The organism is Coleofasciculus sp. E2-BRE-01 (genome assembly GCF_040221695.1).
Classification (GTDB): domain Bacteria; phylum Cyanobacteriota; class Cyanobacteriia; order Cyanobacteriales; family Coleofasciculaceae; genus Coleofasciculus.
On sequence record NZ_JAVKEA010000023.1, the window covers coordinates 1 to 14,819 of the forward strand.

Sequence of the window (14,819 nt, forward strand, 5' to 3'; positions counted from 1 at the left end):
TGAATGGTGGTAGGTGTGAGGTTTTTTCGCCTCCAACAGACAATTCCATCCTGACACCCGACACCCGACACCCGACACCCGACACCCGACACCCGACACCCTTGCTCAACCGAGCTTTCACCTTAAGTTGACACCAATGGAGTAAGACATATCCCCCCGTCCATCCCATCAGATAGATAGAACCGTCATACCCCAGAAACGAAATCAACCCCGCCATGGAAATAAACGACGCCGCTGACATCCAATCAGCGGCTGTAGCTGCACCGTTAGCGATAGCGGGGACACCCTGAGAGGCGACAAAAAAACCTTTAGTATCTTTTACCCGCGAGTGCCAACCAATATAGGCATAGACAATAAAAGAAAGTATTACCAATACACTTGTCCAAGCTTCAACTGACATCATGACTCCTCGTTATCGTTTCCGGGGTGGTGATTGCGGTATTTACGTTCCAATTTATCCATCTGAATAGCATAGATAAAAATTAACACCACAAATACATAAATTGATCCTTGCTGTGCCATCCAGAATCCCAAGGGAAGTCCACCCAGTTTAATCGTATTCAAGGGTTGTACCAGCAGGATACTCAGGACAATTGACACCAACGCCCAGACAACGAGCAGATTCCGAATCAGCGCTTTATTCGCTCGCCAGTACTCTCGATTTTGGTGATTGGTCATTGATTGCCTTCTCTAAGTAGAGATGTAGATTATTTTCAGATCGTTGGCAAATTCTATCACAGTTTGGCAACCCTCTCACGCCAAATCCTCAACCCATCACTGTTAATTTTTGTTAGTTAGTCCTCTTGAGTGAACTGAGGGACACAGAACAGATCCCCGACTTCTTCAAGAAGTCGGGGATCTTGCTTAGAATGCGTAAGTCCTACAACCGTTAGAAATACTCCGCAGAGAACTGAAGGAAACAGCTTTGTGCTTCTTTGATTAAATTATAGTAGCTTGAATTGGATTTAAAATTGATATCATATTTCTCCCTTAAATAACATTTGATCTTCTCTAAACCCTGATTGTCGTTTTTGTTTAACCAATTTATTACATCTTGCTTCTGCTGTTTTGTCAAATAACCGCTAGAGCCTTTGTAAGATAATTTAAGCCCTTCTAGTCCAGATTCTTTAAACCGCTTATTCCATTTACTGATAAACCCATTCGATACATTCAAGTAATTCGCAATCGAGTTATAACTCAATCCTTGAAGAGTTAATTTAACCACCATCGCTCTTTTTAACTCTCTTGGCTCTGAATTATTTTTAATCCACTGATCTAAGGCTTGAGTTTGTTTTTTTATATGTTTATATTTCATATAGGATTTGATTCAATCACTGCGGCTTGAACTTGACTAAATCAAGAATAACAGTTAATTTTGAATCGAAACATACAGAAAAATTCCTAAAAATTCCTGACTTTATAATCAGCCTTGAACTGCACTGCACAATTCGTTAATTTTGTCAATATATAAAAAGTGGTGATTTTGGCGAAAACTTCGTCAATTCTGATTCTTATCTCCAGACGCACCATGCATGGCACATCCAGAATAGGTTCCTCTGCGGTTACTCACTCTCACTGCCTGCGTCTTGACACTTGATGATGCGATCGCGAAAATAGTACCGATACAAATCACAACTTAGCCTCACCTGGTTTCCCTCAAGATGCACCAGTCCCATACTGTGCAGCTTAAACCCTTGCACCTGTTCCACCTCAATCGATTCAGTGGTGCTAAGAACTTGGTTAAACGCCGTCGCCAGTTGAGAATTATGTTGCAGCGTCCACAAATGTCGATGCAGATGGTTGGCATAAATTCCCGTCTCCGTTGCGGCTGTTTTCAGGATCTCCTCAAAGGTGAAATCCTGTCTAGCTAAATGGTACAATGTCAGCCGTACCAGATAAGGATGACCCCCGACAAGTTGCATAAGCTGAGTAATTTGATCCGCTTCTAACCTCAATTCATGACGCCAAGTCAAATCTTGCACCTGTTCCCAACTCAGGGCTTCTAAATCAACGCCTAACCCAACATTAAACGGAGACTGATTGATATCTAAAGGCACATAGACTTCGGTTGATTGGATGAGTATCAGGCGTAACCGTTGCCAAATTGGATCAACTTTAGCTTGTTCATGCCAAGAGCGCAATAGGGTGAGAAATTCTTGGACAATGTTCACCTGTTGAAAAATCAGGCTTAATTCTTCTAAAACCAAGACAATCGGATCATCAATTTCGGCTAAAATATATTCTCGAATATAGAGAGCGCAGCTCATCTTACTGCCCAAATCTTCATCCCAATAGTCATTGAGCCTCGACTTTAATTTTAATTGGCGAGTCAAGCTGGCACATAACCAACGCAACATCTTATTTAAGTCGCTAATCACCGTTTCTTCGACTTGCTGAAAATCTAAAACGACTGTTTTATAATTATTGGCGATACCACGACTGAGTAAGCGATTAACTAACGAGGTTTTGCCAATTTGCCTCGGTCCTTTAATTCGGATCAACGTGCCAGGTTTAAGCAGTTCCCGATAACATTGGGCTTCGTAGGGAACTCGCTCGATATAAAAGAGAGAGTTTAAGGGAACACTGCCATCGGGCAATTCCAGGTCAACGGATGGCAAGATAGTCTGATCCGATGGTAAAATAAGCGGATTGGGTGAGTCATTCAGGTCATCTGAACAATCAGAACAACCTGTTTCTATCGATGATAGAGTGTTATTAATAACAGTTTGAAATTTAGGTTGATTTTGATCCAGCAGTTGCCGTTCTAGGGCAGAGCGAACAGTGGTCTTTGTTACTTTTTCCCCTAGTCCTTGGGACAGCAGTTTCCATAACTGAGGCGCAACCGATTGCTTAATATAACTTTCCGAATACCCCAACTCGTGAGCCATTTGGTCATAGTTTTTCTTCGTCTCTTGCCATGATTCCCGCAGAATGAACCGTTGCAGATCATTCAGATGCTGCCCAGTCTTGGTATAGACTAAGGCGTCGGCTAATTCTACAATGTCTGCACTTGCGCTCATATCCGCGATCGCTAATGAGTATCATCCCCCAATTCTAATCCTTATATCGGATTTAGTGGAACGTTATAGCTGTTGCCTACTCGCTGCCCTTGAGAAGTTGACAGACAGATCCCCGACTTCTCCAAGAAGTTGAGGATCTTGCTTAGAAGACTGTACCTCAGCTTAATAGTGCTTAACAAAAAAAAGCCAGTCCGGTTGTCCAGACTGGATGTTTCAGAAAGTCATTCACCAATTGATGTCTATGCGTTGTTCGAGAAACCTCTAGGGCATCGGTCAAGAAGCCGGTTTTTTTTCGGTGAAAGGTTGATATTTTGTCATCCTCACGAGAAATCCGGTTTCTAGGAATACTTGAGAAAAAGAGAGCGAGTAGAGAGTTGACTCAAACCCTATAGTATCCGTTACACACATTAATAGAGTTACATATTAATTACGGAATTGTAAATATATAAAACTTCATAAAAATTGAGTAGTTATTTAGTAAACTTTTGTACTATCCATAAATTTAAAATTTTGTCAATACATAAAAATTCAGCAATTTAACCCTTGATATAGCGTAGGGTGGGCAATGCCCACCAGCCTTAATTCAACCCAATTCCCCTAACGCTCCTCGACGAATAATTTCCGTCACTTCCGTCGCCATCCTAGCATCCAATTCCACCACCTCACGCTTCGCATCCCTGGGTTCTAAACGCTTTGCTCCCTTTAATGCCATGCTAAACGTCACCAACTCTGGCACACCCATTGTACTGGGTTGAATAAACTGAACCAGCGCCACATAAACCGCTTCCGCCCGATTCCGGATTTGAGTTACACCATTTCCCAGTTTAGAAATAATCACCGGAGAACTAATTTTATCCTGCAAATCTAGTGCATCTAATGCCACATCCGTTAAACGTGCCGCATCTGCACCCATCGCCCGAATCACCGATTCTAAACTATGCCATTGGGCACCCGGTAATCGTGAGGATTGGGGGATGTGATAATGCCAACCCAACATCGAGATCATGCGGGTTAAATCATAAGCCGTAATCGTATTTTCGCCGCAATGTCGTTCTGATACGCCGTTGAGAATAACATTTCGGGGACGCCACCATGCTTGAGGGGGTTGCGTTGATAATTCGGGTTCTGGGATAAACGGTTCTTCGCCATAGCGTCCCGTGAAAATCAAGACTTGATTTCCCGTCATACTTTTCAGCCAATTCTCTAACTCGGTGGGAGTCGAAAATTGCTTTAACATTGCCGCTAGGGAGTTGGATGAAGCAATGCGATTGTCGTAGGATAGAATGTCTTTAAGCACATCCTGGAACGAGAACTCTCGGTATTGTCCGCTTAAATCTCTACCTCGAATCAGGCAGTTATCAATATCGGTTTGAAAGGCGTTGGTATTGCTGCGAGAGACGACATTGAGAATGGGGATAATTTTACTACTACTCCAAAACTCGGTTTTACTCAGCGCATTTCTGCCGAGCCATTTGGTCTTGAAGTCTCCGTTGACAAAACTGCCGACACAGAGACAGGCTTCAGTAATCTCTGGATGCAAAAAGCTTAAGCCTTGGTCATCAATATCGGGGAGTTTTCCAACGGAGGGGAAGGAGTGGAAGTGGGCAGTATCTTTGGTGACCGAAACCAAAGTTTTGCCATCCGGTTTCTGCATCAGACGGGCGGCATAGTCTTTGAGTTGAGTTTTGTAGGGAGAGGTGTCAATTCCTTTATAAAATAGGGCGGGTTCGTCAATGGTTCCTTTAACGGATTCTTTTAAGAAGGTTTGATAAATCGTGTCTTTATTTTTGTCTTTGAGCGAGGGAAGAGGTTTGGGTTTTTCCGGCAGGAGTTTTTGCGCCCAGCCTTTGCTAAATTTCCCACTGTCCATGTTATTCAGGTAAACCGATTGACTGAAATCAGTCATTGCCTGTTCTGTCTGGTTGCCATAGGCGCCATCCAGCCAGGAACCACCGGGGTAAAATCCTAAGCGATTCAGTTGAGTTTGGATTTGCTTGACTAATTCTGGGTCAGTCTTGAGGGTATCTAAGTGAATTACGATATCGTGATGGATAATATCGGTGAGTTTCATTAGGGTATTGATTAAGGGATTTAATTTAACGATGAGTTATTATAACCTAAGTTGCTAACTTCTTTAAGCTGTCAGGAATTTAAACCTATCCTGTAGGGTGCGTTAGACATTTGCTTGGGTTAATGTGAAAAATAACTTTGGATTTGTGCGCCGTAACGCACCGTTCTCAGTTATCTAAAAAAACAAAAAAAAGGAGACAAGCTTTTGGCATTCTCCTTTTACGCTATTTTATTTATCCGGTTAAGTGACAATAACCTGATTATCTTCTATCAATAACAGCGGCTACCGCAACGACCACTGCCATAGCAGCTACCGCATGGATTGTAACTACCAAACTGAGGACGATAACCACCACAACCAGAACCCACTGGGTTACAGGGACGAGTACAGCCCCCATAGCATCGAGTGCGATTACAACAATTCCAGCTCATAATGAATTGACCTCCGTTTATCTTCTAACAAAGTTTAACATGATCGACAATGAAATTTTAATTCTAGACTAGAGTCCAGAATCATTTAAATCATCAACAAGTCCACCAGACGTAGCTAGATTTGCCGTTGATGATTTTTCAGGCAGAAAATCTGAATCGCAAACAATGCTCTGGGTGATAGCACGAGCCAATTGCTTCGCTTTCACATTGTTCTTGGTTTTTGAATCCCCGCAAACATAGATAGATGAGAGGAACTTTGCCTCGCAGAATGTATTACACTCAACGGTGGCTTCGTATTCTAGCTGTTCCACTTCGATATGGGAGTGAATCTCGCAGCGGTAACAGGTACTCTCCTCGCCTTTACCGATACGTCCTGCTTTCACCTTCGCCGAGTCAAAATCGATAGTGCTGTGATTACTACACAGAACGAGTGCTGGGGCTACCGAAGGAGACAAATAACACTGATCAACGATTAAGTGTGAAAAGCCTGTAACCATCACCGAAGCGATATCGATACCTGACACATGGACAAATGAGTAAAAAGCCACTGACAGTCCATATACCGCTTCTTCTTTGAGAACTTTGACCTGTACAGCTCCAGGATCGTCAGGTTCACCAACTAGGTAAATCTGTCGGGCAGCTTGACCGTAGATTTGTATGGCATCATAGGTTCCGGGAGCTAGCTTAACATACAGGTCAAACCGCTCACCGAAATCACAGTTATTATTTGCCCAAACGACAGCATAATCGGCAGAGGCAAAAGGCTTTGCTTCCGTTCCATCACCAGTTTCGTCGGAACCGTTGGGAGAAACGTAGAGAAGCAAATTGTCGGTTAAAAACTTCCGACTATCTGTTGGAACTGTTGCGCTTGCGACCATTTTAATTTAACTCTCCTTACAAAACACCGAGAGACTCTGAAACGGGAACGGGTAAGTGCCTGTTTCAGTTATGGAGTGAATCTAAATGATTTGAAAATTGATAGGGCGGAAAAGCTTGCTAGATAAGGCTTTCCATCCCACACCTATTTCACAACTGATTTAGACGAATCTATGAATTTTGATCGTGAATAGATTTTGCCATATTGCTGCCAGAGGTTCCGGCGTTAATAGGCTGTCTCGTTATTTACGATTCGTCAAGGATAACTGATTAACGGTTCAGGTGTCAATATAGAAAAGTTGGTAAAAATTCAGGAGTTTTTATCGCCAGACAAGGCAGACTGCTTAAATTAATCCTTTTGTCAATACATAAAAAGTGTGGAGTTTTTTAGGCACATTGCTGCATTTCTACTCAACGATGTCAGTTACAGACGGGATACTAGGACTCACGCTATTTTTAGTCTCGGTTTAAATCTTAGCATTTCTGTCTTGAGAAGGGTACGATAATATCGTACCCCTACGCAATTAATAACTTCTGAGAAAGGGTAGGGGTACGGCAGTGCCGTGCCCTCTGACCAATTGGTGAGTCTTCTTGGACTAGAATATATATTGATTGTCGAGGAAAGTCTTAATTTGGAACGAGTTGCTTCAGTTATCCAAACTGCCAAATTGCCAATTCTCTACCTACCTTTAACTTGGCATTATCACCGAATGTAAACATCCTTTCCAGATGCGGTTGCTCTTTTATCGTGCAAACAACCTGGCAAATTTGATACCTGGGTGCAACGTTCTGAGATACTTGTACAGTAAAACTATCAGAACGATAGATCGTCATATCTCCTACGCCAGATGAGTGATAGCCAAAGGCTCGAAGCAGTAATGCGAGTTCCTCATGTTCCGATACAGTCAATTCAAGATGAACGTCTGATATGTCCTCAAATAAAGACGTTTCGCAAGTATCCAGGGTTTTCAGATACGCCGCACGGTCAAAGCAACCCGCAGGGGTGAGTTTGATGTTTTTATAGTCTAAATAATCCTGATGAAATTCCATTAACCACGCAGCGAAGGCTTCTCTCTCTGATGGGTTGAGCGTCAAGTAATGAAACCAGGGGATTTTGCCATATTCGGTTTGACGAACTTGCAAATCAGAAAACGTTTCTTTGGCGCTTAATCCTCTTAGTTTTTCCGCTACACTATCAATCTGTCCAGTTTGTTGAGTATTGAACCCCATACCCGAAAACCCTTGCTTCAATCCTTCAGCACCTCCTGGAGGAAAAAGTTCAAGATAGGCATAGTTTCCCCTGAGATAAATTCCCGACCAACTTTCTGTATCCGTTTCTACAGTATCTCTGGATACTGTACAGAATGATTGGCAAATGAACTCAGATTGGGCGATTGATTCTAGGGTTTCTGTGTCGAGCGTCACATATAAATGGTTAAATTCTATTCCCATAGTCTTACTGATTAATCTCAATCCAAGTTGCATTCTATTATGTTGTAGGCGGTACTGGGTTGGACGTTAGCAGAGGTGAGGGGGGTGGTATCAGCCGTAGGTTGGGTTTCGACTTCGCTCAACCCAACAGTAGATGTCTCAAGGCTAACTTCACTGTCTGTGATATTGACTTCAGCAGAAGAAGCAGGGAGTGCAACGGAAGCAGAGGGGGTTATGGCAAGGTGTTCAATACGGGTAGTTTGCTCGCCTGCAAACGAAATCGTCACCGAAGACCCAAACAACAGCCCCATCGCGCTGGGGAGATTGACTTTACCACGTAGGCAACGTTCCGGTTCATCAGTGTCATCCGGCGTACAGGGAATCGCGGTATTCAGCAGTGCCGCCCGAATTGCTTCGGCATCAACGGGTTTGCCCTGTTGGAGTTGCAGGCTCATCAGTAAGCCACATAACCCCGTCATTACAGGTGCTGCCATACTCGTCCCCTTGAGGCGGACGGGTTCCTCGTTGGCGGGTTGCGCTCCCAGGATTTCGCCCCCCGGTGCCATGATGCCTTCCAGGGCATTATTGCCGCCCCAGTTACTGAATTTATAGGGTGTACCGTCGGGTTTGAGTGCACCGACGGAGAGGACTCCGGGGAGAGAGGCTGGCATACACCAGCATTCCCCTTTGTTATTTCCGGCGGGTGCGACAATAAGAATGTTGTTGTCTTGACATTTTTTCAATGCCTGAAGTAGCAGTTCTTCCCCTTCACCGCTTTGAGTGGGGCGGCAGGCAGCACAGTGGATGATGTTTGCACCCAACTCCAGACCGAGTTCAAAGGCACGAGCCAAGCTGAGGGGTGAGATAAATTCTTCATCAGTACCCGTGGTATTTAGGGGCACATTAATCACGCGGCAGCGAGGGGCAAGTCCAGGAGAGGGGGTGTTTTCCTGCCCAACGATGGTGCTAGTAATATGGCAGGCGTGGTTATCGCCGTGAATCCGCTTGAGGAGGGATTCAGGGAAAGCCGCTTTTTGGGCTTCGGCTTTTTGGTCTTTGTCGAGGTCGTCGTTATTGTCGATTTCTTGGAATTTGAGATAAGCCTCTGTCGGCACAGGTTCGGCGGGCGGATGCCAATAGGGAAAGACTTTGGAGATTTCTGCTCCTTCAAAGCAGGAGAGGGTATGGTCGGGGTTGCCGTCGAGGATGACGATGGTAATACGCGGGTCACCGAGAGTTTGATTGCGGAGGTCGGCGAGTCCGGGGATGCGATCATCGAGATCGTGGGGATGGAGAACGGGAGAAGCGGAGGGGATAACGGCTGTAGGTTGGGTTTCGACTTCGCTCAACCCAACAGAAACTTCGCTCAACCCAACAGAATCAGATTCAACTTCGGTAGTTTCAATCTCTGCATCTAATTCGGAAGGGTCAGTGTTTGCTTCAATCGCTGATTCTTCTTGACTCATCTGGCTAGAATCAGATTGAATATCGCTCGCTTCAATCGCAGATTCAGAAGCGCTAATATTATCCGCTGCTGAATCTTCTACCCCACTTGCCTCAATGTCTCCATTGGGCAGTGACCCCAACATAAATTCGCCCACTGAGGATTCGACCACATAATCTAACCCCGTGGCTTTGGCAAAAGCGTCGCTATCTCCAGCACCCAACGCACAGGGAGCCAGTCCCATATTCGTCGCTACTAAATATAAATTTTGATATAGTACGCCAACGTGCTTGAGTACCAGTGCATAAGCCAAAGCGCGATACTTGCGAAATAGTCGCCCGAAACGAGCCGAAATCACTAATAAGACTTGGGGTACCCCTTGTTCACCACTGGACTGGTGAGCATCCTTAAGTAGAGCTTGGATATCGGCTTCAGCGGCATCGATTTGAGCCAGTTGGTGATTCAGGGGGTCGTAGTGGTAAAGTCCCGGTTTTATGCCTTCACAACGGCGCACTACTGGATAAATTTCCAGTTCGTACATTGCGCCACCACTAGGATAGGGACGGCGGCTGAGTTCACCCCTAGCACCATGCCGCCGTCGTGGGGGCGTTGGTAGGCAAAGCGGGAGAGGCTGACGCTGGCTTTAGTCCAGTGGGGAGTATCCAGGTTGAGTCGCGCTCCTTCTACCATCGGGATCGCGATCGCTAACGGTAAAACTGAATAATGCAGCCAGCCTCGTTGATCAAGCTGTTGTAGGGTCATGGCGAGCGCTTCCCCGGCTGACTCACCTTCCTGTGCGGATAGGGTTTGGGTCAGTCCTTGCTGGGTTGCAGTTCCGGCTTGCATCAGTGCGATCGCGTCTTCCCATCCGGGTCCGGTTGATACCGAGATTGTCCCCATCCAGGGGAGTTGATTTCCACTACAAGGAGAACCGAAGGTGTAACCCTGTTCAGTCGGTTGAACGTGGATATCAGAACTGAGGGAAATGGCAAAGGGATTTAGGCTCATTGTTTTAAAAGTCAAAAGTCAAAAGTCAAACTGATTTTTCACGGTATCTGGTGCAACGTGAGTGTGAATTGTGTAGGGGTTCACTTTCACTACTATCTTTTCGGTTGCACCCAGATGTGACTCGCGCCCGCCCCGACTCAGGTTTCTTACTTTTGGATATTTGTCAAAAATTGGGTGGATGCCAGTTTTCGGCAACCCATAGTCGGCGCGATTCCAAAACATATTGGTTATTGAGTTTGAGGGCATTAACAGTGGCACGACCGATTGCCGTCAAACCCGCAATCTGGGTTCCTGTGTCTATCCAGGCAAAATGTTCAGTCCAGGTTTGTTGACGGGGGTTGTATAGGGAAACGGGTTCGCCCGTGAGCGGGTCAACGGCTGTGGTTCTAGCCCCCTTAAACTGATTGCAGCGATAACAGGATGCCGCTAAGTTAGCGCGATCGGTGCTGCCGCCTATTGAACGAGGGATAATGTGGTCAATGACAAGTGGCATTCCGATTAACCGTTGTTGAGTTTGGCAGTATTCACAACATTGATTGGCATCTGAAATCACCTGTTGGCGAATTGACGGTGAAACTGAAGCCATTGCTATTTAGGGTGATAGCTGGTTCAAATCTCGGATTGGCTGTCCCAACCAGCGCAAAATTGCACAAGCATGGGCTTTTTTGAGCATCAATTGATCGGCGGCTAAAGCAAGGTCGCGCAACTCCTGTTGTTCGGCTTCTGTCAATGTTCCCTCCTGATTGCGATCGAGCAGTGCCAGATGGCGTTCCTGCTGTGCTGGAGCAATCTGACTTTGGGCAATTTGCCGTAGCTGATCTACACTTAGCGTCTGCAGGGTTAGCAATTCAGCCTGCATTTGGGCTGGAGCTGTATCAATGGCAGGGGGTAAGTTTCCAGCAATACTCTGGATGACCAACTCTGACAGGGGTTGGTTGGTCAACTCGGCAAGGCGGGATAGGCGAACAACAGCAGATTCGGGTAGGTCTATTTTCAGTTGCATAGTAATTTGATTGTAAAGTTTTTCTCGATCTATCTGGGCGTGAATGCGATCACACTCCTTATAGTTCCACTCCTTCTGGTTTCAGTGCGTAATAGTTTTTGCCACGTCTAGTTTTGGCGATAGCTGGACATCCTTATGGTTCGGTTCCACTCCGTAATACTCAAAAGCCAATTGTAGGGTGCGTTAGCGAAGCGTAACGCACCTTAACCAATACAATATAGATCTCTACAGGCAGAGGTTAAAACGGCATCGCCATCGGGTTCATCTCGGCTTCTGGTGTGGGCGTTTCTCGCCAGCCCAACTTCACCGGCACATCATACAACCGCCCTGACCCGAATCGCGACCAAAAATGGCGCATTCCTGGCACGATGACCTTGACCACGTTTAAGGCAATATCCGGGCGCGTTTGGTCGAGAACCAAGGTTTCTAGTCCCGCTTGTCTGACAATTTCTACACAGGTCATCACATCATCTCGAATATCATTACTCCAACGCTTGGGGTAGTCGCTGACGGTTTTCAGGGGTTGGTCAGTATCAGGAGCTAAGTAGGGCTGATTCTCCAGAGTGGCTTCCAGCAGCCAGAGTTTGGCATCACCATCGAGTTGCTCATCGGGTACTTTATCCAGTTCCAAACCCAACTGATTGACTTCGGTGAGGGCGCGGAGAATGGCGATGGTGGGGTCGAGATGCGCCCCAAAGCCCAGAATCAACCGCTCGGAGTCACCCACTGTGCGACGAGACACCCCAGCAAAGGCGGGAATGCCTAGGTCAGCGGTTAAATCTAATACCCACAGTTCCCGGTGATTCTCTGCGTAGAAGGCTTGCAGTTCGACAAAATAGGATTCCTCGAAGCTGGTGAGATCCACCGCCGGACGATGCAGGCGATTATACCACCACAGCGCCACACTATCCCGCTCGACCAGTTCCATAAAGCCCTGTAAAATTGCTTCTTCTAGGGTGTTCCCGGCGGCATTGCCGTTGGAATCAGCTCGGCAGAAACGCTGTCCTTTGGGGAGGGGGTAATTGTAATAACAAAAGCCCGTGGGCAGGTATTTGTGACGTTGTTCGGTTAGGGACCATACCGGTGTCCAGTCTAGGGTTTGGCTGGGGTCAAACCGTTGGGGAATCCAGTCGTGGGCGGCTTGGCGATTTTTGTTGATTTCCTCACGGTTGGCGTATTGGTTATCGCTAATGCACAGACAGCGTTCAATGTCAACAGCCAACTCCCCTAACTCGGTGAAAGTTGCCTGTTTACGGGGTTCGTCCCCTTGGTAAATGCCAGAGTAACGCTCCACGGCTTCGCAGAACCCACTGGCGCGGGATTGGCTGTCGGTTTTGCCTTTACCGGAACTTTTGTGGCGCAGGGTGCTGCGGAGTCCCCGCAGGGAGGTGGCACTGCCAAAGGCGTGTCCGGCGCGGTAGGTATGCACCAGGGGGTTTGTGGGGTCGGTGACGCGCACCAGTTCGGTGACAACGCCGGTGATGGGACTAATTAGGTGTTCGTGTTGCTGTACCGTTTGTGTGGGGGTGAGGGCGCGATGACCGCCATCGCGGGTGAAGTGTTTCTCACGGGATTCTAGTACCACAGGGTCAAATCCACGCTGGTGCAGGATTTCTGGGTCGCCACAGGTGGGACATTGGGGGCGCTGAATCAGGGTATGGGTTTTGAAGTCGAGGTTGGTTTGGTTAAAGGTGATGAGTTTGCCTTCTAGGGTGGGAATGGGGGCAATACTACTCGGATAAGCTCTAAATGTAATGTCTACTCCCCCAGCTTCCCCAGCTCCCCCAGCTCCCCCAGCTCCCCCAGCTCCTCTATCCCTTGCAGTATTGGGAATAGGGGCAAGGGAGATGACGAGGTATTTGGCGATTTCGGTGGCGGCGAACTGGAGTCCGGTTTGCAGGGTGGAAGGTAAGGCGGCGCGGGCGGTGGGTAGGTAGCTGTTGGTTGGGTGAGGCGTGTTGCCGTTGGTTTGGGCGGCGGCGTGTTTTTGGCGTTGCACTGAGGCTTCTACTTCCCGGTTGCCTTCTAGCCGTTGGGCGAGGCAGTGCCAGCAGCCGGTTTCACCGGGTTTAAATACGGGTCCCAGCCAGAGGACGCTACCCAGGGGTTTGATTAGCATCCAGGGTTGCTGAGTTTGTACCATCTGCTGGTTGAACTTGGCTAAGTCGGGGTGCAGGTAATCATCGGTGAGGACGATGGTGAGGGCAGAGTTGGAGTTGTCGGCAGGTTGAACCAGAATACCCAGGTCACGCAATACTGTAGAGAGGATATCCACCAGCTCCTGGCTGATGCGGGTGCCGGCGGTTTTTAGGGTGACAGGTTGTTGTAGGGCTTGAGCAGCAACCGCAGGGGCTATTCCCAGTTCACTCCAGAAGGCGGCAACTTCGGGGGCTAGTTCTGGAGCAGATTCGGTGAGGTAGCCTTTTTCATTCAGGCGATTCAGGACAAAATCAATGTAATCGAGGGGAACTTCGCCATTGAGCTTTTCCGCAATTTGTTCGCGGGTATGGTTGCCGTCGAGGAAGGGGAGAATCTGACAATAAAGCTGTCCGGTGAGGGCGTGGTTTTCTTGTTCACCCAAGAGGTAGACCTGTTTGGGTTCGATGATTTCAATATGGTAGTGGGGTTTGATTTGGAATTTCATCTGGAGTTTATGACAAGGAATAAATGAGAATGAGGGAGACGGAAGTAAAATGATTGGTTAAGGAAAGGATATGGGGATGAAGATATGATTACCGTCATTTCGCCCGAAAAACTTTATCTTTCAGCCGGAACTGTAGTGAGGTCGCCTGCTACGTGGCAGGAGTATCGAACGTTGTGTGAGCAGCGGGGAGATGATTCCATTCCTCGACTCAAATATCGTTCTGGAGAAGTGTTGCTTATGTCGCCGTTGCCCAAGCATGGTAGAGATGTCAGTCTGATTGCGGACATTATTAAAGTGCTCCTTGATTCGACAGGGTGCGAGTATGATTCGTTTACGCCAGTAACGATGCAACTGCCAGAAGAAAGTGGGATTGAGCCGGATTATTGTTTTTACATTGATCATTGGCAAGCCGTTTCGGGTAAGGAACGAATTGATTGGTGCAACGACCCACCGCCGGATTTGGTGTTGGAAATTGACATCACCAGTTATTCCGATGTGCAGGATTATCTTCCCTATCGAGTGCCAGAAGTCTGGTTATTTCGCAATAAACAACTGTTGATTTACCAACTTCAAGGCGATGAGTATGGCATCGCATCGCAAAGTCAATATTTCCCGGAGGTGAACCTATCAGAGATAGTGGCGCGATGTTTAGAAATTGCCTATCAACGCAATACCAGCGCCGCAATTCGCGACTTGAGGCAGCAGTTGGGAGATTGACATCCTCCCCCGGCTGAAAGCGCTGGGGATTCCGGGTCTTCCGGACTTAGTGTGCTAAACTATTAACGTAGTGTCCCTAAAATCCAGGCTAGGAATTGTGAAAAGAGAAATAACAAAACTCCTTAACTTACCAGGAGTCATAGTTGAAAAAATCCAAGAGGCAGAAGGAACATT

Annotated in this window: 11 protein-coding genes and 1 pseudogene; 1 reads left to right on the plus strand and 11 read right to left on the minus strand. The window is 46.9% G+C overall.

Features of this window, described 5'->3' with window-relative positions; all coding sequences use genetic code 11:
- From RIG66_RS02925 to RIG66_RS02975, 11 genes and pseudogenes are all read right to left on the minus strand, one after another.
- A partial coding sequence (locus RIG66_RS02925; RefSeq protein WP_446375049.1) for a sodium:solute symporter family transporter occupies positions 1-400 on the minus strand: 400 nt, incomplete at its 3' end.
- Positions 400-678 (minus strand): DUF4212 domain-containing protein, encoded by a 279-nt coding sequence (locus RIG66_RS02930; RefSeq protein WP_446344459.1) that lies wholly within the window; start codon positions 676-678, stop codon positions 400-402. The genes RIG66_RS02925 and RIG66_RS02930, both read right to left, overlap by 1 nt.
- Before the next feature lie 211 nt (positions 679-889).
- Positions 890-1,315 (minus strand): helix-turn-helix domain-containing protein, encoded by a 426-nt coding sequence (locus RIG66_RS02935; protein ID WP_446375051.1) that lies wholly within the window; start codon positions 1,313-1,315, stop codon positions 890-892.
- 247 nt (positions 1,316-1,562) lie between these two features.
- Positions 1,563-3,020, minus strand: coding sequence for an AAA-like domain-containing protein (locus RIG66_RS02940; RefSeq protein ID WP_446375053.1), 1,458 nt, complete (start codon positions 3,018-3,020; stop codon positions 1,563-1,565).
- A 583-nt stretch (positions 3,021-3,603) separates the two neighbouring features.
- A complete protein-coding gene (locus RIG66_RS02945) occupies positions 3,604-5,091 on the minus strand; it encodes a peptidoglycan-binding domain-containing protein (protein ID WP_446375055.1) in 1,488 nt (495 codons plus the stop codon).
- 499 nt (positions 5,092-5,590) lie between these two features.
- Positions 5,591-6,400, minus strand: a complete 810-nt coding sequence (locus RIG66_RS02950; protein ID WP_446375057.1) for an acetylornithine aminotransferase — start codon at positions 6,398-6,400, stop codon at positions 5,591-5,593.
- Positions 6,401-7,049: 649 nt separating this feature from the next.
- Positions 7,050-7,850 (minus strand): DUF5829 family protein, encoded by an 801-nt coding sequence (locus tag RIG66_RS02955; protein WP_446375059.1) that lies wholly within the window; start codon positions 7,848-7,850, stop codon positions 7,050-7,052.
- Positions 7,851-8,014: 164 nt separating this feature from the next.
- Positions 8,015-10,281 (minus strand): annotated as a pseudogene (locus RIG66_RS02960) (SagB family peptide dehydrogenase); the annotation flags it as partial.
- A gap of 163 nt (positions 10,282-10,444) precedes the next feature.
- A complete protein-coding gene (locus RIG66_RS02965; RefSeq protein ID WP_446375061.1) occupies positions 10,445-10,867 on the minus strand; it encodes an HNH endonuclease in 423 nt (140 codons plus the stop codon).
- Between the two features lie 6 nt (positions 10,868-10,873).
- Positions 10,874-11,284: a hypothetical protein gene (locus tag RIG66_RS02970; protein WP_446375063.1), complete on the minus strand. Its 411-nt coding sequence runs from the start codon at positions 11,282-11,284 to the stop codon at positions 10,874-10,876.
- 238 nt (positions 11,285-11,522) lie between these two features.
- Positions 11,523-13,928 (minus strand): TOMM precursor leader peptide-binding protein, encoded by a 2,406-nt coding sequence (locus RIG66_RS02975; RefSeq protein ID WP_446375065.1) that lies wholly within the window; start codon positions 13,926-13,928, stop codon positions 11,523-11,525.
- 84 nt (positions 13,929-14,012) lie between these two features.
- Here RIG66_RS02975 and RIG66_RS02980 point away from each other — a divergent pair, with 84 nt between their 5' ends.
- Complete coding sequence (locus tag RIG66_RS02980; RefSeq protein ID WP_446375067.1) at positions 14,013-14,645, plus strand: Uma2 family endonuclease; 633 nt, start codon at positions 14,013-14,015, stop codon at positions 14,643-14,645.
- Positions 14,646-14,819: the final 174 nt, after the last annotated feature.